The 18,058-nt window shown below is 41.0% G+C and carries 23 protein-coding genes; 13 read left to right on the forward strand and 10 right to left on the reverse strand.

What is annotated here, in order from left to right; translation table 11 throughout:
* Positions 1 to 11: 11 nt before the first annotated feature.
* Entirely contained in the window at positions 12 to 260 is a 249-nt protein-coding gene (locus AC3ISB_RS03465; protein ID WP_489275568.1) for a hypothetical protein, read from the reverse strand.
* A 124-nt stretch (positions 261 to 384) separates the two neighbouring features.
* A complete protein-coding gene (locus AC3ISB_RS03470) occupies positions 385 to 1,311 on the reverse strand; it encodes a glycine-rich domain-containing protein (RefSeq protein ID WP_480339878.1) in 927 nt (308 codons plus the stop codon).
* Between the two features lie 250 nt (positions 1,312 to 1,561).
* Here AC3ISB_RS03470 and AC3ISB_RS03475 point away from each other — a divergent pair, with 250 nt between their 5' ends.
* The 5 genes from AC3ISB_RS03475 (at position 1,562) to AC3ISB_RS03495 (ending at position 5,650) form a co-directional block, all read left to right on the forward strand.
* Positions 1,562 to 1,792 (forward strand): excisionase family DNA-binding protein, encoded by a 231-nt coding sequence (locus AC3ISB_RS03475; RefSeq protein WP_048687214.1) that lies wholly within the window; start codon positions 1,562 to 1,564, stop codon positions 1,790 to 1,792.
* A 221-nt stretch (positions 1,793 to 2,013) separates the two neighbouring features.
* Positions 2,014 to 3,033 carry an AI-2E family transporter gene (locus AC3ISB_RS03480; RefSeq protein ID WP_260398008.1) on the forward strand — a complete coding sequence of 340 codons (1,020 nt, stop codon included), beginning with the start codon at positions 2,014 to 2,016 and terminating at the stop codon, positions 3,031 to 3,033.
* Positions 3,034 to 3,375: 342 nt separating this feature from the next.
* Positions 3,376 to 4,197, forward strand: a complete 822-nt coding sequence (locus AC3ISB_RS03485; protein WP_098370597.1) for a basic amino acid ABC transporter substrate-binding protein — start codon at positions 3,376 to 3,378, stop codon at positions 4,195 to 4,197.
* 77 nt (positions 4,198 to 4,274) lie between these two features.
* A complete protein-coding gene (locus AC3ISB_RS03490) occupies positions 4,275 to 4,931 on the forward strand; it encodes an amino acid ABC transporter permease (RefSeq protein WP_144550567.1) in 657 nt (218 codons plus the stop codon).
* Positions 4,928 to 5,650, forward strand: a complete 723-nt coding sequence (locus AC3ISB_RS03495) for an amino acid ABC transporter ATP-binding protein (RefSeq protein ID WP_048685484.1) — start codon at positions 4,928 to 4,930, stop codon at positions 5,648 to 5,650. Before AC3ISB_RS03490 ends, AC3ISB_RS03495 begins: the two co-directional genes overlap by 4 nt.
* A gap of 64 nt (positions 5,651 to 5,714) precedes the next feature.
* Here the strand turns inward: AC3ISB_RS03495 and AC3ISB_RS03500 are convergent, their stop codons facing one another.
* From AC3ISB_RS03500 to AC3ISB_RS03510, 3 genes are all read right to left on the reverse strand, one after another.
* Positions 5,715 to 6,086, reverse strand: coding sequence for a hypothetical protein (locus AC3ISB_RS03500; protein ID WP_480339879.1), 372 nt, complete (start codon positions 6,084 to 6,086; stop codon positions 5,715 to 5,717).
* Between the two features lie 162 nt (positions 6,087 to 6,248).
* A complete protein-coding gene (cidR, locus tag AC3ISB_RS03505) occupies positions 6,249 to 7,130 on the reverse strand; it encodes a cidABC operon transcriptional activator CidR (RefSeq protein WP_098370600.1) in 882 nt (293 codons plus the stop codon).
* Between the two features lie 167 nt (positions 7,131 to 7,297).
* A complete protein-coding gene (locus AC3ISB_RS03510) occupies positions 7,298 to 7,723 on the reverse strand; it encodes a universal stress protein (RefSeq protein ID WP_137020306.1) in 426 nt (141 codons plus the stop codon).
* Positions 7,724 to 7,888: 165 nt separating this feature from the next.
* On the opposite strand from AC3ISB_RS03510, the gene AC3ISB_RS03515 reads away from it, so the two are divergent.
* The 5 genes from AC3ISB_RS03515 to AC3ISB_RS03535 all read left to right on the forward strand — a co-directional run bounded on the left by AC3ISB_RS03515 (position 7,889) and on the right by AC3ISB_RS03535 (position 13,243).
* Entirely contained in the window at positions 7,889 to 8,284 is a 396-nt protein-coding gene (locus tag AC3ISB_RS03515) for a MerR family transcriptional regulator (protein WP_098370602.1), read from the forward strand.
* A 74-nt stretch (positions 8,285 to 8,358) separates the two neighbouring features.
* Entirely contained in the window at positions 8,359 to 9,126 is a 768-nt protein-coding gene (locus tag AC3ISB_RS03520) for a 3-hydroxyacyl-CoA dehydrogenase (protein ID WP_098370603.1), read from the forward strand.
* A 79-nt stretch (positions 9,127 to 9,205) separates the two neighbouring features.
* On the forward strand, positions 9,206 to 10,351 hold the full coding sequence (locus AC3ISB_RS03525; RefSeq protein WP_141994502.1) for an acyl-CoA dehydrogenase family protein: 1,146 nt from the start codon (positions 9,206 to 9,208) through the stop codon (positions 10,349 to 10,351).
* Positions 10,352 to 10,378: 27 nt separating this feature from the next.
* Positions 10,379 to 11,530, forward strand: a complete 1,152-nt coding sequence (locus AC3ISB_RS03530; RefSeq protein ID WP_141994501.1) for a thiolase family protein — start codon at positions 10,379 to 10,381, stop codon at positions 11,528 to 11,530.
* 132 nt (positions 11,531 to 11,662) lie between these two features.
* On the forward strand, positions 11,663 to 13,243 hold the full coding sequence (locus AC3ISB_RS03535) for a fatty acid--CoA ligase (protein ID WP_480339880.1): 1,581 nt from the start codon (positions 11,663 to 11,665) through the stop codon (positions 13,241 to 13,243).
* Between the two features lie 409 nt (positions 13,244 to 13,652).
* Here the strand turns inward: AC3ISB_RS03535 and AC3ISB_RS03540 are convergent, their stop codons facing one another.
* The 3 genes from AC3ISB_RS03540 to AC3ISB_RS03550 form a co-directional block, all read right to left on the reverse strand.
* Positions 13,653 to 13,835, reverse strand: a complete 183-nt coding sequence (locus AC3ISB_RS03540) for a YfhD family protein (RefSeq protein WP_141994499.1) — start codon at positions 13,833 to 13,835, stop codon at positions 13,653 to 13,655.
* A 107-nt stretch (positions 13,836 to 13,942) separates the two neighbouring features.
* Positions 13,943 to 14,065, reverse strand: a complete 123-nt coding sequence (locus AC3ISB_RS03545; RefSeq protein WP_081088510.1) for a YfhE family protein — start codon at positions 14,063 to 14,065, stop codon at positions 13,943 to 13,945.
* 53 nt (positions 14,066 to 14,118) lie between these two features.
* Entirely contained in the window at positions 14,119 to 15,039 is a 921-nt protein-coding gene (locus AC3ISB_RS03550; RefSeq protein WP_489276847.1) for a TIGR01777 family oxidoreductase, read from the reverse strand.
* Between the two features lie 125 nt (positions 15,040 to 15,164).
* Between AC3ISB_RS03550 and recX the strand changes: the two genes are divergently transcribed.
* Together recX and AC3ISB_RS03560 are read left to right on the forward strand one after the other, a co-directional pair.
* The gene (gene recX / locus AC3ISB_RS03555) at positions 15,165 to 15,962 is read left to right on the forward strand and encodes a recombination regulator RecX (protein ID WP_141994498.1); all 798 of its coding nucleotides are present in this window, start codon (positions 15,165 to 15,167) and stop codon (positions 15,960 to 15,962) included.
* A 75-nt stretch (positions 15,963 to 16,037) separates the two neighbouring features.
* Positions 16,038 to 16,349 carry a YfhH family protein gene (locus AC3ISB_RS03560; protein ID WP_034305394.1) on the forward strand — a complete coding sequence of 104 codons (312 nt, stop codon included), beginning with the start codon at positions 16,038 to 16,040 and terminating at the stop codon, positions 16,347 to 16,349.
* A 42-nt stretch (positions 16,350 to 16,391) separates the two neighbouring features.
* Here AC3ISB_RS03560 and AC3ISB_RS03565 read toward each other — a convergent pair whose 3' ends face one another.
* The gene (locus AC3ISB_RS03565) at positions 16,392 to 16,547 is read right to left on the reverse strand and encodes a small, acid-soluble spore protein K (protein WP_098370608.1); all 156 of its coding nucleotides are present in this window, start codon (positions 16,545 to 16,547) and stop codon (positions 16,392 to 16,394) included.
* A gap of 113 nt (positions 16,548 to 16,660) precedes the next feature.
* On the opposite strand from AC3ISB_RS03565, the gene AC3ISB_RS03570 reads away from it, so the two are divergent.
* Positions 16,661 to 16,927 carry a YfhJ family protein gene (locus AC3ISB_RS03570; RefSeq protein ID WP_098370609.1) on the forward strand — a complete coding sequence of 89 codons (267 nt, stop codon included), beginning with the start codon at positions 16,661 to 16,663 and terminating at the stop codon, positions 16,925 to 16,927.
* A 56-nt stretch (positions 16,928 to 16,983) separates the two neighbouring features.
* On the opposite strand, the gene AC3ISB_RS03575 is transcribed toward AC3ISB_RS03570, so the two are convergent.
* Positions 16,984 to 17,961 (reverse strand): metal-dependent hydrolase, encoded by a 978-nt coding sequence (locus AC3ISB_RS03575; RefSeq protein ID WP_489275574.1) that lies wholly within the window; start codon positions 17,959 to 17,961, stop codon positions 16,984 to 16,986.
* Positions 17,962 to 18,058 lie beyond the last annotated feature (97 nt).

Here is an 18,058-nt window from a genome sequence, read left to right on the forward strand (position 1 = left end):
ACTGAGAGCAATTAAAAGCTCTCTTTCTCTTCTTCGATATTCTTTATTTCTTCTTGCCAATCATGAATTTCTATTTCCCACTGATCTATATTAGTTTGCAAAACATTAATTAAAAATGGCGAAAGGGAATTTTTGTATTTTTCTAATTCTTGAATTAATTTCACTCGATCTTCAGTTAAACCTTGCACTAATTTTTTTTTACTTTCCAAATTTGCATATACAAAAACTGGCCTGAATTTTCGGATCTCATTATCACCCATATCAGTTGTAACTCCTTATAAAAGATAAAATTAAAAATATTATTGATTGAGTAACAAACTTAGCTTCATCAATCCATTATCAAGTTTATATGCTTGTGGATACAAACTGAAACGCTTTAGAAGCTCAAGACGAACAAGAACTGCATGAAGAACAGCTTGAAGAGGAATCAGAACTGCTGTCATGGGAACCGTTATGACCACCATGATCGGCATGGCCGGATCCAGAGGAAACTGTGTTCGATTCATTCCCGAAAATATCTTTAAATTCACTGTCAAAATCATCGGTGCTTGCATAAGTGAAATAAGCAGGAGCTGCGTAGTCCGTCTGGTCGTACGTTTTCCGCCAATTCAATTCTGTCATGGGGCGATTTTCTTTAAATTGGGATGTGAAAGATTCAAAGGTCCGTTCGGCTTGCTTACTTGTCGGTTTCCGCATATATTTCTCTTTTAACTGCTCCAGCTCCAACGTTTCAAAATCGCGGAGAAGCGTTTGCCCTTTATCATGTTTGAAAAATTTGCCCCATTTTTGAATGGAATGGGAATCCACGGTAAATAGCTGTACATAGTAAAAGTCAAAAAGAGTGCGCTCATCGGGTTTGAAAACAGGTTCTGAATGAGGATGGTGCTGAATGGTCCTACCGATGAAAGCCTGGCAAAACTCATCATATTCCCGTCTATATTTCAGCATGATATGCCACAACTCATCGATGACTGAATTAAACATTTCAACTTTTCCAAACACTGCAGCCATAATCAAGTAGCGCTTCAATTCTCGCCATGCCTGATTGACCTTTATCTGTGAGTCCCGTGGATGCTTCAGGCGGAATTCAGCATTGACCTTTTCCATATAATTGAAATCCAGTGCTTTATTAAGCTTTTCTATCAATGCTTCTGAAACGATTTCCGTTGCATGCAGATCTAAAGTTTCAGCATGGTATTTACGGAATTCATTTTGATAGCGTTCTAATTTAGCCGGTTCACTTAGCCCTTTAACGAAATTGACCAGTAAAACAGCAAAAATTGCCGCAAGAATGACATAAAAGAAAGTCATTTTTGTCCACTCCTCTAAATATATCGATATATTACTTTAACATTATCTTACATGTTATTGGGAGTGATTGTAAGTTTTTTTGACCAAAATGTTCCATTGACGGAACTCGATTAAGCTGTTGAGGTTGCATGCCAAAACCCTGAAACGGTTTCGTCCTTTGCTTGTCATGCAAGGGATTTTCAATCAAAAACCAAGCACTTCAAATAATGCCTCATATCTAGTATAGTTAGAGAGGAAAAGGGGTGAAGGCATGTACTTGACAGTAAAAGAGACTGCGGAATATCTATCGATGCCGGAATCTTATATAGAAAGTTTGATCGTTCAAAATAAAATTCGTACCGTTCATGATGGTGAGCAGCATTTGATTTTTAAAGATCAGTTTAATATGCATCTTGAACAGATGGAGAAGTATAAGAAGGATTTAGCGGATTATTATAACGAACCCATCCCCGAAGATATCGATGTGAAGGATGAAGATTAGCATCTGCCGATTTGGCAGATGTTTTTTCATGCAGAAATGGCTTGGGATAAAAGATCGAATTTTCCGAAAAGGTCTTAACGGCGTCTCCACCATGGGTTTTACTGATCATTCAAATAATTTTCTTGTCAATGGAAGGTAATTGTAGTAGAATTCCTCAATTACGTGTAAAATGAAAGGTAGAAGGAATTATCACGGCAGAATGGTAGTTAGGAGATAGGTAAGTGGTAAAAGAGTATTTGCAAAGCGAAGGTTTTTCAAGGTTAATTACATTAATTGTGTTAGTCCTCTTTTTAATTAGCATCGGTAGTATGGTTAATATCGTGTTATTCACATTTGTTTTCACTTTCCTGATGGGAAGGCTGGAGCAAATTATCATGATTCGGCTGAATAAAGTGATGCATATCAATTCTAAGGTTGTTATAAGCTTTTTATATGCAGTCGTCATTTCTTGTTTAGCCATCGTTCTTTATAAATATCTACCGGTCATTACGCTACAATTCACGGAATTAGTGACACAGATCGTTTTCTTCTTTCAACATCCACCAGATAGTAGGGTCATTCAATATGCCATTAATATAATGAACGAGCTGAAATCTCCGCTCGATCTTCAAACTCAGATGAATACACTCTATCTTTATATATCCGATTTCGGTAAACTGGCATTTCAAATTTTCATTTCCATGTTGCTCAGTCTATTTTTCTTATTGGAAAAAGATAAAATCATTCGCTTCACTTCTAAATTCAAGCGGGCCAAATTTAAATCTTTCTTTATAAACTTAAGCCACTTTGGCGTCAAATTCATCAATTCATTCGGAAAGGTGATTGAGGTCCAGTTCTTGATAGCCATTACGAATGCCGTCCTATCGGTAACTTTCTTATGGATCCTTGGCTTCCCGCAGTTGCTCGGTCTAGGGATCATGATTTTCTTCCTGGGTTTGATTCCGGTTGCAGGAGTCATCATATCCCTCATTCCACTTAGCATGATTGCCTATAGCATCGGCGGCATGCCCAAAGTGATTGCTGTATTAATCATGATTGTTGTGATCCATGCAATTGAAAGCTATATTTTAAATCCGAAATTCATGTCGGCAAAAACAAATCTTCCAACATTTTTCACCTTCATCATCCTATTGTTTTCCGAGCATTTCCTTGGGATATGGGGATTGATCATCGGGATACCGATCTTCATTTTCCTGTTGGATATGTTGGATATTGAAGAGGGGAATATGGAAGTCCGATAATAATCATTCGAGCAGCGGCCACGCTAATATGGCCGCTGCTTATTTTTGTTCAATTAAACCTTTTGAAAGATGGCGCTAACTGTTTTCAATATAATATCCATTAATTCGAGTAAAGGGGAAAAGGGTGCAACTTTCCCTATTAGTGCATAGTTGCGTTTTTGATTTACCGAGTTAATTGATTAAAATTTTATTTTACTAAAGTTATTTATCGACTTTTTATTGCATAAAAAAACAAATAAACGTATAATATTCTTACAAGAATATACTGAATGTTCTCTAAAGTTAGATTTATCTGTTTTTTTAAAAAAAAAGAGAGTTTACGAGAGAGAAGAGGGGATTATTTTGAAAAAGGTTTCTTTTTTAGTGTTTGCCATGGTTGCTTCTTTGTTACTAGTCTTGACAGGATGCGGGAAGGATAAGGAAGTCTCGACAACTGGTAAAGAAGAAGAGTCCAATGGGAAAACACTCAGGATCGTGACGGACGCCAACTATGCTCCATTTGAATATCTTGAAGGAGATAAGATTGTAGGATTCGATGTTGATTTCATCAATGCCGTTGCAAAAGAAGCGGGTTATGAAGTTAAAGTGGAAACTGTTGGTTGGGATCCGATTTTTGTTGAAATCGAAGGTAAGAGAGCGGATGTCGCCATATCTGCGATTACAGTGAATGACGAAAGAAAACAATCTTATGACTTCTCTGTTCCGTATTTCTTATCCACAAACAAGATTCTCGTTCCTGAGAATAGTGATATAAAATCAGGAGATGAATTGAAAGGAAACGTCATTGCCGTACAGACTGGTACTACTGGACAGGAAGCGGTAGAGAAACTTCTTGGAAAGAATCACAAGGATATCAAAAAATTCGAAAACAATAACCTGGCCATTCAGGAATTACTAAAAGGCGGAGCTTCGGCTGTCGTAGCTGATAATACGGTTGTTGAAGAATATGTGAAAAATAACCCCGATCAAAAACTGAAAGTCGTTGAAGACAGCAAAAGCTTCAATGAGGAGTTTTATGGTCTTATGTTCCCAAAAGGCAGTGAATTGAAACCGGAGTTCGATAAAGCCGTGAATGCCATTTATGAAAATGGGAAATATGCAGAAATCTATAAAGAGTGGTTTGGTACTGATCCAGATATTGAAACGTTGAAAGCACAACAATAAAAAAAAGGGATAGTAAAAGATTGCGTAACTTTACGTGTGAAGTTACGCAGTTTTTTTGGTCTTAGGAGGGAAACAAAATGAGTTTTCGCTGGGATATTATTTTTGAATATGCTCCTTTCTTATTAAAAGGAACGTTGCTTACAATAGGGCTGTCGGTTTCCTCCATTCTCATCGGAACTTTTTTGGGGTTATTTATCGGTTTAGGGAAACTCATGAGAAACAAAGTGCTTGCCTTTCCATTTTACTGTTATGTCACGGTTTTTCGCGGAACACCGCTTTTAGTTCAAATCTTTTTAATCCATTTTGGAATTGTGCCCTTTTTCACTGGGGAAACGAATGCAGTAACTGCAGGTGTCATTGCTTTATCTTTAAATGCAGCCGCATATATTGCCGAAATTTTCCGGGCGGGCATTCAATCCATCGATAAAGGGCAAATGGAAGGGGCGCGTTCATTGGGAATGACCCATATCCAAACAATGATACATGTTGTATTGCCCCAAGCTTTCAAACGAATGATTCCTCCGTTAGGAAATGAATTCATTGTATTATTGAAGGATTCATCCCTGCTTTGTGTCATTGCTGCCCCGGAATTGATGTACTGGGGGAAAGCGATGGGGAGTCAGTACTTTAAAGTGTGGGAGCCATACTTGGCGTGTGCCTTCATCTATTTATTCCTAACCCTCATTTTAAGTTTCGTATTAAATAGACTCGAAAGAAGGTTGAAAACAGAATGATCAAAGTGGAGAATCTAAAGAAGTCATTTGGCGAAAATGATGTATTGAAAAATATCAATGCAATCGTTTCCCCTCGGGAAGTAGTCGTGGTGATTGGTCCTTCTGGGTCGGGTAAATCCACTTTCCTCAGGTGTATCAATCAACTTGAAACGATAACGGGAGGCCATATTTTCATTGAAGGGCTTGATACGACAGACAAGAAGGTCAATATCAATAAAGTCCGGACGGAAGTTGGCATGGTATTTCAGCATTTTAACTTATTTCCACATAAGACTGTTCTTGAGAATATAATGCTTGCGCCTATAAAGGTCCGCAAGATCTCCAAAGAACAGGCTTCCCAAAGAGGGATGGAGCTACTTAAGAAAGTGGGACTTGCCGAGAAAGCGAACGCATATCCGGATTCATTATCGGGGGGACAAAAGCAACGCGTCGCAATTGCCAGGGCGTTGGCGATGGAACCCAAAATCATGCTATTCGACGAGCCGACTTCCGCTCTAGATCCGGAAATGGTCGGTGAAGTTCTTGAGGTCATGAAGCAACTGGCTAAGGAAGGCATGACCATGGTTGTTGTGACTCATGAGATGGGGTTTGCAAAAGAAGTTGGAGATCGCGTGATTTTCATGGACGAAGGTTATATTATTGAAGAAAATATTCCAAGTGAGATTTTTAATAATCCCCAGCAGGAAAGAACTAAAGCCTTTTTGAGTAAAGTGCTTTAATTACACGTAAAGAAAAAAACCTTCCATTAAGGGAGGTTTTTTTTTCGGGGCATATCAGGGGGCTTCATTTGATATATGAAGCGCCTAAAAGCGATTCAGGGCTTTTACCGAGCACGAGCATACTGATTTTGGCATATCCAATATTTTTAATTTGGGAGAAGGTCTGAAGTAATACCTGGATATTCGGATCATCCTTTAACTTTTGAATTTCCTCTATATATAATCCGATAACGGAGGGCATAACGAATTCAGGGGTGTATTCGTCAGGGTTTTCATCCATGATTAATGTGCCCATAAATTGATATTTAAATTGAAGAGCCCGTGTTAAGGCAACGACATGGAGCAGTTTATTAAATAGTTCGGGGTATGAATATTTAATCTTTTCCAGAGCTGCTTCTGTTGCCTGTAACTCATCGACACTAGATAAAGTGATCATGAATATCTCCTTTTTAGAATATATTGAATCCATCAGCATTTACCGTGCTTTTTACTTATACTAGTCTACCCCCGCCGTAACGCCTTGTAAAATGGTTAGATGTTATCATGTGCATAACCCAAATCTATGATAGTGCTTACATCAATGATGCTAGATAATTCACTACTTATGAGACAACGCTTCCCTCGTATATTTCAGCCATTCTTTTGCAGCGTATGAAAGGTAATGGTCCTTACTCCATATAAATCCCAAATTCCAACTGATGGAGGGGTTTTTAACCTTGATTGTCTTTACGCGCTCATCATGACGGCATAAACTTTCCGGTAATAGAGCAACGCCAAGTTTACAGTATACCATTTCCTCAATAAAATCCCAGCGTGAGCTTTCAGTAACGATATGTGGAGAAAAACCAGCTTCATTACAGGATGAAATGATGAGATCACGAAGGACGTAATCTTTATTGAATAAGATGAAAGATTCGTTTTCCAAGTCGGCCAAATCGATTTCTTCCTTATAAGCATGCGGATGGGTGGGATGAACAATCAAGTTGATGTCTTCTTCCAAAAAAGCAAAATGATGAAAATGTGCGGTGTTGGTTGGCAGGACTATTACTCCTATATCAATTAAGTCATTTTGGACGGATTCTTCTATTTTCTTTGAACCATCCTCTACTAATTGAAAGGTAATATTGGGATAGTCCTCGTGAAAACGGCTAAGAATTCGGGGGAAGAAAGAAGCGTCGATGATCGGCGGCAGCCCTATGCGTATATGTCCCTTTTTTAAACCTAATAAATTGTCCATTTCCGTTTCTAAATTGTGAAAGGCCTTATCAATCAATTTTGCCTGCTCTAAGACAACCCTGCCTGCATCGGTCAAGATCAGTTGCTTACGTGAACGATCAAAAAGCTCAACACCTAGCTCGGTTTCCAGGTTTTTAATCATTTTGCTGATGGTCGGCTGGGTAATGAATAGATGGTCGGCAGCACGAGTGAAGCTATTGAAATTGGTTACCTCTATAAAGTATTGCAAATGTTTAATATCCATTGCGTCACCTGTTATCCTCGTTTAAAATTAGTTTCATTTTACCCGTAAACGGAAGTGTTTGTAAAACATGATAAGCTATGCTGGGGTTTCATGCACGCATAAATAAGCTGGACTCCAAAGGGGAACCCAGCTTATGAAAGGGCTGGCAAGAGTATCTGCCGTAAATTTTATTTGACCAACAAGACGGGCACTGGGGAATGTTGAACGATGTAGTGGCTCACGCTGCCTAAGAATTCCTTGAAACCACTCAATCCGCGGCTGCCCATGATGATAAGATCACAATTCTGGGATTTTGCATGTTCCAATAAAGTCGTGATGGCTGAACCCTCTACGACAAATGTCTGGGATGCATTCGGGATTTCGGATAAAAGCGCTTCCGCTTTTTTAATCACTTCCTTGCCATATTTGAGCATGGATTCTTCGATTTCCTGAAAGGCATTGCCATATATATTTGGTTTGATCGGCAGCGTTACAGCGTGAAGTACCTGGATTTCTATAGCGGGATCCAGCTTCGCTAATTCAATCGCTTTTTCTAAAGATTTAAGAGCCAATTCAGATTCATCATAAGCAACTAATATTTTTGAACATAGCATTGATCGATCATTCCCTTCTTTTAAAAGAATATACCCATAGTATATCAATATAAATCTTTCATGCAGTTTTATATATTATAAATTTTGTGAATATTTATTGAAGTTTACGTTAACGTCAATGTTAAAATAAAGGTAAATAATCCCTTTGTAAAGTGTGGTTTTAACATGTACACCATTTCTGAGTTAGCAAAAGAATTCGGATTGACGACAAGGACCCTCCGATATTATGAGGAACTGGGTATGCTTAGGCCAAAGCGTACTGAATCGGGAAAAAGAGTTTATGGAAAGAAAGAATATGCACAGCTCAAAATCATAATGCGCGGTAAGAAATATGGTTTTTCGTTAGTGGAAATAAAGGATATAGTCCTTTTATTCGATAAGGATAGGACAGGCATTAAGCAATTGGAAAAAACGATTGAAACTGCAGGACAGAAATTAAACGAAATTAATGAACGCATTAAAGAGCTGGATGGGTTGAAGCAGGATTTTGAACAGGTAATCAAAGGCTTTACCGAAACCCTTCATGACTTGAAAGTGAACGATGAAACAGGCAAGCGGTGAAATTAATCTTGAAAATAGGTTTTGATGATAGTGAGAGATGAATATATATTCTAGAAAACAAATGGGGTGGGAATTTGGAAATTCAAGAAACCATTGCAGTTGTGACAGGCGGGGCTTCTGGTCTGGGAGCTGCGACAGTAAGAAACATCATTAAAAAAGGTGGAAAAGCGGTCATATTTGACCTCTCGGAAGAAAACGGCACTAAAATGGCTCAGGAATTGGGAGATTCAGTGCTGTTTATTAAAACGGATGTAACTAGTGAGGAAAGCGTATCGGTAGCATTGGATGAAGGAATGAAAAAATTCGGGAGCATCAATACGGTCATCAACTGTGCAGGCATTGCGATTGCAGAGAAGGTCATAGGCAGAAAAGGTATACATGAATTGAAAGCGTTCTCAAATGTCGTGCAGATCAATTTGATCGGTACGTTTAACGTAATCCGGCTTGCGGCGGAAAAAATGGTCGAAAATGAACCGAACCAAGAGGGGGAGCGTGGGGTCATTATCAATACAGCTTCGGTAGCTGCCTTTGAAGGACAAATCGGACAAGCCGCATATAGTGCCTCTAAGGGGGGGATTGTTGCTATGACTTTGCCGATCGCAAGGGAACTTGCCACTAAAGGGATACGTGTCGTATCGATTGCACCCGGTCTATTCCATACTCCGATGTTTGATTCATTGCCTGAAGAAGCTAGGACGTCATTAGGTAAAACCGTGCCATTCCCACCAAGGCTCGGGTATCCCGAAGAGTACGCTAAACTAACGGAAAGCATCATAACGAATCCAATGCTGAATGGGGAAACCATCAGACTTGATGGGGCCATTAGAATGTCACCCAGGTAAGTTGTTAATTCCTTCAGGGCAATCCATGTAAATCTGGAAAAAGAGCCTCGGACAAAGAAATGGAGAGGAGAGAAAACAGATGAAGCATCCATACCTAAGTGAAGATCATGAAATTTTCCGTAAGTCATTCCGAAAGTTTTTAGAGAAAGAAGCAGTTCCCAACTATGAACGATGGGAAGAAGAGAGGATAATTCCCCGGTCATTCTGGGTGAAAATGGGGGAACAGGGTTTTTTATGTCCGGACCTTGGTGAAGATTATGGGGGGTCCGGGGTAGATTGGGGCTTTGCTGTCATAATTAATGAAGAATTGGAAAGAGTCGGTTCTGGTTTCATTGGTTTTGGACTTCACAGTGACATCACCGTTCCGTATATTTCCGCATACGGAAATGAGTCGCAGAAACAGCGCTGGCTACCTAAATGCACGACAGGGGAAATCATTACAGCCATTGCCATGACAGAGCCTGGCACAGGTTCGGATTTGGCCAATATTAAAACGACTGCCATTTTGGATGGAGATCATTACATATTAAATGGCCAAAAGACATTCATCACAAATGGCATTCATTCGGATTTGGTCATCGTTGCCTGTAAAACGGATCCAAGCGCCGTTCCGAAACATAAAGGCGTTAGCTTAGTCGTGGTCGAAAGGGATACACCCGGATTTTCCAGGGGGCGAAAACTGAAGAAACTTGGCTTGCACTGTCAGGATACAGCAGAACTCATCTTCGAGGATTGCCGTATTCCTAAGGAAAACCTGCTTGGTGAAGAAGGCAAGGGGTTTACTTACTTAATGGAAAAACTGCAGCAGGAACGCCTTGTGGTAGCAATTTGTGCTCAAACCGCATCTGAGGATATGCTGGCCGATACGATTGAGTACGTGAAGGGCAGGGAAGCGTTCGGAAAATCCGTAAGTCAGTTTCAAAATACCCAATTCAAAATCGCGGAAATGGCAACGGAAATCAAAATGGGGCGTGCCTTCCTAGATCAATTGATCGCCAAACATATGGCTGGTGAACAGGTTGTAACGGAAGTTTCGATGGCAAAATGGCGTTTGACGGAGACTGCCAGAAAAATATCCATTGAATGCATGCAGCTCCATGGCGGCTATGGATTTATGGAGGAATACAAGATTGCCAGAAGGTATCGGGATGTTCCGGTAGCAAGCATCTATGCCGGGACAAATGAAATCATGAAGAAAATCATCGCTAAGAATCTGGGTCTATAATAAAAGGATGAGAAGGGGAGAGAGTATATGCGGGAAGTGGTTATCGTTGAAGGGATCCGCACGCCAGTAGGCAGAAGGAACGGTGTCTTGAAAGACGTTCGCCCAGATGATCTGGCAGGGGAAGTATTGAAGAAGCTGATTGAAAAGGCGGGCATCGATCCGGCTATTGTCGATGATGTCATTTTAGGTTGTGTTTCACAGTCGGGCGAACAGGCTGGTGATATAGCAAGGGTTGCTGCACTGATTGCCGGATTTCCGATTGAAGTGCCGGGAACGACGATTGACCGTCAATGCGGATCAAGTCAGCAGGCAGTCCATTTCGCTTCCCAGGCCATCTTGTCAGGTGATATGGATGTGGTAGTGGCCGGTGGTGTGGAAAACATGTCACGAGTTCCCATGGGGTCTAATTATCAAGGTGCTGTAACAAGCCAAAAGTATATGGACTCGTATGAGGTGATCAACCAAGGTTTGTCAGCTGAGAGAATCGCCGATAAGTGGGGAATAACACGGGAAGATTGTGATCAGTTTTCCGTTGAGAGCCATGCCAAGGCAATACGTGCTCAAAAAGAAGGGCATTTTATCCGTGAAATGATATCAGTAACGGGTACTGATAAAGAAGGAAATCAAATCGAAGTTACGGAAGATCAAGGCCCAAGGGATGGAACTACGCTTGAAGTACTTGCTGGATTGAAACCGGTTTTTCAAGAAGGCGGTTTAATCCATGCAGGGAACTCAAGTCAGATCAGTGACGGTGCTGCCGCTTTATTATTGATGGAACGCAGTAAAGCCGAAGAACTTGGAGTGAAACCGCGCTTTAAAGTGCATACACGGGTTGTTGTCGGGTCAGATCCCACCCTGATGCTTACGGGACCGATTCCCGCCACCCAAAAAGCTTTGGAAAAAGCAGGTCTTACAATTGATGATATCGATATCTTTGAAGTGAATGAGGCTTTCGCTCCTGTACCGATTGCCTGGCTAAAAGAAACGGGGGCAGACCCCCAAAAGCTGAATCCAAATGGCGGGGCAATTGCCTTGGGTCATCCTCTTGGCGGAAGCGGGGCCCGATTGATGGTGTCGATGATCCATGAGTTAGAAAGGACGGGCGGCCGTTATGGGCTGCAAACAATGTGTGAAGGCCACGGCATGGCAAATGCAACCATCATTGAAAGATTGGACTGAAGCCGGACTATCCATTTATGAACATTCATAATTCGCACGAAAGTAAAAGCTGAAAAAGGGATGAAGCCGACCATCTGCAGGCTTTGCCTGAACTCTTCCTGTTGATGGTGGTTACTTGAGGAGGAACATGATATGTCAGTAACGATTAAAAATATCTTTGATCAGACGGTTCAGAAATTCCCCATTAAAGAAGCTATATACGACGTGAGAAGAAATATCCGCTATACGTACATTCAATGGAATGAGCAGGTGAATAGGTTGGCGGCGGCCCTTCAAGCGGAAGGGGTGCGAAAAGGGGACAGGGTCTCTACGTACCTTTACAACAATGAAGAGCTTGCAACAGCATTCTTTGCCTGTGCAAAAATCGGTGCAATCTTTAACCCGATCAACTTCCGTTTAATGCCGGAAGAGTTGGCCTTCATCTTGAACGACGCTGCTCCAAAGGTCGTTTTATTCGAACACGAATTGGAATCGAACGTTGCCGCGGTTGAAAAACGATTTCCGACAACGGCTTTTTGGTATATTGATGATGATGTGCCTGGATATGCAAAAGGTTACCGCCAGAAAATGGCCAGTATCTCATCGAAGCCAGATGAAGTGGACGTTCACGAAGATGATATCTATGCCATCATGTATACGAGCGGGACAACCGGACGCCCCAAAGGGGTCATTCACCTTCATAAAGACATGGTCAAACATGCCGAGATTTTAAAAGAGGCCATGAAGTATGAACGCTCTGATATCGGTTTGATCACTGCACCGATGTTTCATTGTGCTGAATTGCACTGTTCCTTTTTACCTCGCATACAGGTCGGTGCCGCAAATGTCATATTACATCAGTTTAATCCCAAAAAGGTCATGGAACTGATTGAATCCGAAGGAGTCACCAAGTTTTTTGCTGCACCTACGATGTGGAACATGCTCATCCAGGAAAACTTGGATGAGTACAAATTCCAGAGTTTGAGGCTTGGGCTTTATGGAGCAGCCCCAATGGCTCCAACACTTGTACGTGCCTGTCAGGAGAAACTCGGCATCCAGTTCATCCAAGCTTATGGAATGACTGAAATGGGTCCCGCCATCACTCTCCTATTGGAGGAAGATCAAATTAGGAAAGCGGGTTCTGCCGGCAAGGCATGTTCCGATCATGAAATCATCATTGCCCGTCCGAATGACGAAGGGCCATCGGATCCCGAGGATAGGCTGGAACCTGGGGAAACAGGGGAAATCCTTGTGAAGGGTCCGTGTATCATGAAGGGTTACTTTCAAAAAGATAGAGAGACCGAAAAGGCGCTTTACAAAGGCTGGTACCATTCCGGTGACATCGGTTTCCTGGATGAAGATGGATATCTGTGGGTCAAGGACCGGGTGGACGACATGATTATTTCTGGAGGGGAAAATATTTATCCACGTGAAGTGGAAGATACACTATATGAGCACCAAGGAGTTCTCGACTGTGCAGTACTGGGTCAGCCGGATGATCAATGGGGGGAAATGGTGACGGCCTTCATCGTAGCCAAAGACCCTTCGCTAGCGGAAACAGATTTAGAAACCTGGTGTAAAAACAGTGTTACACTTGCGAACTATAAACGTCCAAGAAGATATATCTTCTGTAATGAGCTGCCTCGAAACGCAAGCGGGAAGATACAAAAATTCTTGCTTCGTAAACAGTTGGAAGAAAATGTTGATGGTAAAAGTTTGGGGAACCTTCTTTAATGCCGGGGTCAGTAGCCGATAAAACCACTGACAAGTTAGGGTGGAAAAGTCATATAGTATTGCTTCGCATGCGATAATACTTGGAAGGAAGAAATTTAATAAAGACCGTAAAAGATATAGATGAACTATTATATAAATAATAATCCTGTGGAACAAATCAAGAAGAGAGAATAGTTATCCACAACAAAAATGCAGCGTGATTAGCATAACATCCCTTTTATCCACATAATCCACAGGGTTATCCAGAAATAACATTATTTTCATGTTAATAAGGTGAGTTATTGTACTTATAGTTTGTCAGTATTTTCAGAATATATCCACAATATACACAGGGTTGTGGATAAGCTATGTAAATAAAGAAAACACAAGGGGCTGATTTACTCCCCCTTGGTTTGGTTTATCCTGCTTATTAACGGCGATTATGAGCACGGCGGTCAGCCGCATTGGCCCGGGCTTGTGCCTCGATGTCTTCCTGGTCAGCCAGTTCGGAAGAATATTCAACGTCAAGTCCGTCACTTTTCAGGTTTTTAGGAACCTGAGGAAGTTTTTGTTTGTTCTTATCTCGATTATGGTGTATGTTATTTTGTCCCATGTTAGCGCCCCCTAGAATAAAAAATAAGCTGGAGATGAATTCACTAATCATCTCCAGCTTATTTTGTGTTGAGTGGCTGTTCAAAATGTACGGGAAAAAACTCCAAACTAACGACGGGATTTCTTCTCGGTATATCCACCAGCTCGATCTGCCTTTTTAAATTCGCGAGCATAAAGAATCGCTTGGGTACTAGTTAAGTTACTTTTCTCTTTATCGTGTTTTTTGAGCAATTAGATCATCTCCATTTCACTTAATATCCCTATTTTTTCCTAAAATGACCCTTTCATACGTGAGAATCTTCTTTTAAGATATTTTGTAAAGCTTCTTTAAGGGTTGGAAAGGAGAAGGTGAATCCTACCTCTTTAAGTTTAGTGGGAAGGACATTTTGTCCTTCAAGCACAAGTATGCTCATTTCCCCTAGCAGTTTCTTGAGGAAGAAGGGAGGTACGGGTAACCAATGGGGCCGGTGCAGGACAGCTCCTATCGTTTTCCCGAATGTATCCATTTGAACGGGGTTCGGTGCCGTAAAATTGACTGGACCTTCTATCCGTTGATCGTTCATGCAAAAGATGATTGCACGGACCACGTCATGGATATGAATCCAGGAAAGCCACTGATTCCCTTTGCCCATCTTTCCACCGCCGAGAAGTTTATAAGGGAGAACCATCATTGGCAGTGCGCCGTCTTTTTCTCCCAGAATCACCCCGAATCTTGTTAGGACCAACCTTTTACTGTAAGGGCGTGATTTAGCCGCTTCCTTTTCCCATAGTTGAACAGTACGGGCCAAGAAATCATCACCAATGGATTCAGAGGTTTCGGTAAAGGTCTCATCTTCCGAAGTACCATAATATCCGATTGCACTTGCATTAATAATGACGGACACTTTATCGGGCAGTATGGAAATGATCCGGTTCATCTCTTTGGAGGCTTCGACCCTGCTCTCGACAATCCGGCGTTTTCGTTCAGGTGTCCAACGCCCGCTGTTCAGGGATTCACCAGCAAGGTTTATGAAAGCATCAAGCCCCGCCAAGTGCTTTTCCGGCTTTGCGTCCTTGGTCAACCAGCCGATATATGTCAAATTAGTCTGTTTTTTAAATTTTTCGGGATGACGTGTCAAAATATATATATCATGATTTGCCTTTGATAATTCATCAATAAGGGCTGTGCCGACAAAACCGCTTCCACCAGCAATGGCAATTTTCATGAAAACCACTTCCTTTCCCTTTCTCTCCTTCACTTTAACATGCCCATGTTCTTTTTTCATTTTTAGACATGCTATATATAGAAATGGTAAACGTAAAGGGGTAAAGTAGGGGTGGGGGTGGATTTATGCCAAACATAACAAAAATAACAACCCAAAAGAAACGTAAAGATCGTTATAATATTTTCGTTGACGAAAAATATGCCTTCAGTGTAGATGAAGAAGTGCTATTGAAATTTCATTTGAAAAAGGGCATGGAACTTGATGACCTGATTTTGGCTGAAATACAATTCCATGATGAAATCCAAAAAGCATTTACCGATGCACTTAATTATTTATCATATCGAATGCGCTCGGAATCGGAAATTCGCCTTTATTTAAAAAAGAAGGAGACGGAAGAGCCGATCATTAAAGAAGCGATACATAAACTATACAGCTTTAACTATTTAGACGACCTTGAATTTGCCAAGGCTTACGTACGGACCCATGTGAATGGAGGCAATAAAGGGCCCACTACCCTTAAGCTCGAGCTTAAGGAAAAAGGGGTGCAAGACAAGTTGGTTGTCGAGGCATTGAAGGAATACCCCTATGATATTCAGATTGAACATTCAAGGAAACTTGCTGGAAAAGCGGTCAAAAAGGAAAAAAACATTTCCGAACGAGCTTTAAGGCTGAAAGTTGAACAAACCTTGTTACGGAAAGGTTTCCCTAGAGATGTCATCCATGAAGCACTTGAAGATGTGACGGTTGAAAAGGATGAAGATGAACAATGGGATTCTCTTTGCCACCATGCCGAAAAAATGCAACGCCGATATAAAAACCATGAAGGCTTCGAATATGAACAAAAAATGAAGCAGGCATTATACCGAAAAGGTTTTCCAATAGAATTGATTGAGCGTTATCTTTCCAATCCTGATGGGGATTAAGTGCATCGATAGCCAAATCACTAAATTTTGTTTAATATAGAAGTAAATTAATATTTCATTTAAGGAGTCATATATATGAGCGACGTAAGATACAGCAAGTTGTCCGCCTATGAACTACAACAGGAAATTGCAGCGTTGACTGAAAAAGCGAGAAAAGCAGAGCAATTGGGAATGGTTAATGAATACTCCGTATTGGAACGAAAAGTGACGATGGCCAAGGCCTATTTGTTAAATCCGGATGATTTCAAAAAAGGTGAAATATATCAAATTGACGGAGATCCCGGAGTCTATTTCAAAATTGATTATATGAACGGCGTATTTGCCTGGGGTTACCGCTTAGGCGGTAGCGGTAAGGAAGAAGCACTTCCGATTTCAATGCTGAAATAAAAAGGAACCGGGGAAGAAACCCGATTCCTTCTGGTGTACCTGTTAATTCGATCGCTCGTTTGATGCTTTCATTCTTTCTTGAGGGTGTGTATTAATACTGCCATCTGCACGCTTTGAAGCATATCTTGCCTTTGCACGAGGCTCGCCATGGAATTTATTATTGTTTTGGTTGGGGAATCCTTTTTGTTTATTTCGCAAATTTTTCTCCTCCAAGCATCAGATTAAAGAAAGAAGCGTTTCCGCTTACAACTAGTATGGGTATGGGACAGTATAGTTCATTCTGTAAAAATATTGGCAATGAGGTGGTTCTAATGAATGATTACCATGAAAGATTAACCAAGATACTGCTTGAGAAAAATGAACACATCACGTATGAGCAAGCTTTGACTTGGGTGGAATTATTATGGGAAGATTTCGAAGCGACCTATGCAAAGGCTGGGCATGAATATGCCGGAGAAGAAATGACATCGCGTGTTGTAAGGACCTGGATTGATAACTACGGTGAGCAATTCCACGAATTCATTGCAAAGAACCCTAAATATCGACAGTTATTAAATCAGCAGAATCGACTGCATTAAAAAAGCTGATTCCAGAGAGGGTTCCCTGGAATCAGCTCTTTTTCAATATACAGCGATTACAAAATAATATTCAATTTCTTCTGCAGTTTCGCTTCGCTAAAGATCCAGCCGGTATAAGAATTCAAGATATTCAATTCGCTGTCTAAATGGACCACTGCCACAAACGGGTAATATCCATTGCTTCGGTATCTTAAATCGATAAAACGGACTTCATAATATTCTTTTATCTGTTCAATTTCAAAGCGGTAAACCGGGGAAAAGGACAGAAAGGCTGCCAAGTTGATATCCTTCTTGGCGGCTTCGAGAATTTCACTTTCAGGTAATGGCACTCGATCGAACGTATCAAGTACCGTCACATATCCATTATCGGCTCGTGCCACATAATAATTCTTTTCGGTAATAACCGCAATTTTCCAGCGGTGAAAACGCATGGTCGGTGATAAAAGAATTTTCCTTGCTCCAGGAATTTGCCGTCGGACCATTTTTTTTATAAAAGCTTGTTCCCTGAATCTGGAAATGTAGTAAATGACGAGTATTCCGTAAATGGAAAGAAATAAATAGCCTGGAGGAAATCCAAAGCCCCATAATATCAGGCCGGCAACATGTATTCCAAAAATGAACGGATCAAATGTATTGATGACCCCTAAAGCTACCCATTTTGATGAAATTGGCCTAAGAGCCTGGGTCCCATAAGCATTGAATATATCCACGAATACATGAAGGAATACGGCTAAAAAGGTCCAAAGCCAAAGATGAAGGTAATTTGCTTCAGGTATGATGGCGAAAAGTGCTCCGCTGATAATCAAGGGCCAAAGTAAAACAGCGGGAATGGAATGCGTGATTCCACGGTGATTTCGAATATATACAGCGTTATTCCTTAATTTTAAAACGGTGTCAATGTCTGGAGCTTGTGATCCCAATATTGTACCTGCTATGACTGCACTTGCAGTGACTGGGCTCTGCGCAATGACAGGATCTAATGTGGCAAGACCTCCAAGAGCAATTCCCATGACAAAGTGAGTACCTGTATCCAAAAAACTAACCTCCCTGCCACAATTTGAAAAAAATGGTCTTCTCTCATCATACCGTATTTATATATTAACCATCAAATGAATAAAATTTTTACTTTTT

Source organism: Peribacillus sp. GL_122 (assembly GCF_057835005.1).

Coding starts and splice junctions, on each gene's coding strand:
- AC3ISB_RS03525 (WP_141994502.1), top strand. CDS start 9,206: ATGAAGCATCCATACCTAAGTGAAGATCATGAAATTTTCCGTAAGTCA.
- recX (WP_141994498.1), top strand. CDS start 15,165: ATGCCAAACATAACAAAAATAACAACCCAAAAGAAACGTAAAGATCGT.
- AC3ISB_RS03570 (WP_098370609.1), top strand. CDS start 16,661: ATGAATGATTACCATGAAAGATTAACCAAGATACTGCTTGAGAAAAAT.
- AC3ISB_RS03560 (WP_034305394.1), top strand. CDS start 16,038: ATGAGCGACGTAAGATACAGCAAGTTGTCCGCCTATGAACTACAACAG.
- AC3ISB_RS03470 (WP_480339878.1), bottom strand. CDS start 1,311: ATGACTTTCTTTTATGTCATTCTTGCGGCAATTTTTGCTGTTTTACTG.
- AC3ISB_RS03550 (WP_489276847.1), bottom strand. CDS start 15,039: ATGAAAATTGCCATTGCTGGTGGAAGCGGTTTTGTCGGCACAGCCCTT.
- AC3ISB_RS03535 (WP_480339880.1), top strand. CDS start 11,663: ATGTCAGTAACGATTAAAAATATCTTTGATCAGACGGTTCAGAAATTC.
- AC3ISB_RS03475 (WP_048687214.1), top strand. CDS start 1,562: ATGTACTTGACAGTAAAAGAGACTGCGGAATATCTATCGATGCCGGAA.
- AC3ISB_RS03510 (WP_137020306.1), bottom strand. CDS start 7,723: ATGCTATGTTCAAAAATATTAGTTGCTTATGATGAATCTGAATTGGCT.
- AC3ISB_RS03540 (WP_141994499.1), bottom strand. CDS start 13,835: ATGGGACAAAATAACATACACCATAATCGAGATAAGAACAAACAAAAA.
- AC3ISB_RS03530 (WP_141994501.1), top strand. CDS start 10,379: ATGCGGGAAGTGGTTATCGTTGAAGGGATCCGCACGCCAGTAGGCAGA.
- AC3ISB_RS03465 (WP_489275568.1), bottom strand. CDS start 260: ATGGGTGATAATGAGATCCGAAAATTCAGGCCAGTTTTTGTATATGCA.
- cidR (WP_098370600.1), bottom strand. CDS start 7,130: ATGGATATTAAACATTTGCAATACTTTATAGAGGTAACCAATTTCAAT.
- AC3ISB_RS03500 (WP_480339879.1), bottom strand. CDS start 6,086: ATGATCACTTTATCTAGTGTCGATGAGTTACAGGCAACAGAAGCAGCT.
- AC3ISB_RS03490 (WP_144550567.1), top strand. CDS start 4,275: ATGAGTTTTCGCTGGGATATTATTTTTGAATATGCTCCTTTCTTATTA.
- AC3ISB_RS03495 (WP_048685484.1), top strand. CDS start 4,928: ATGATCAAAGTGGAGAATCTAAAGAAGTCATTTGGCGAAAATGATGTA.
- AC3ISB_RS03515 (WP_098370602.1), top strand. CDS start 7,889: ATGTACACCATTTCTGAGTTAGCAAAAGAATTCGGATTGACGACAAGG.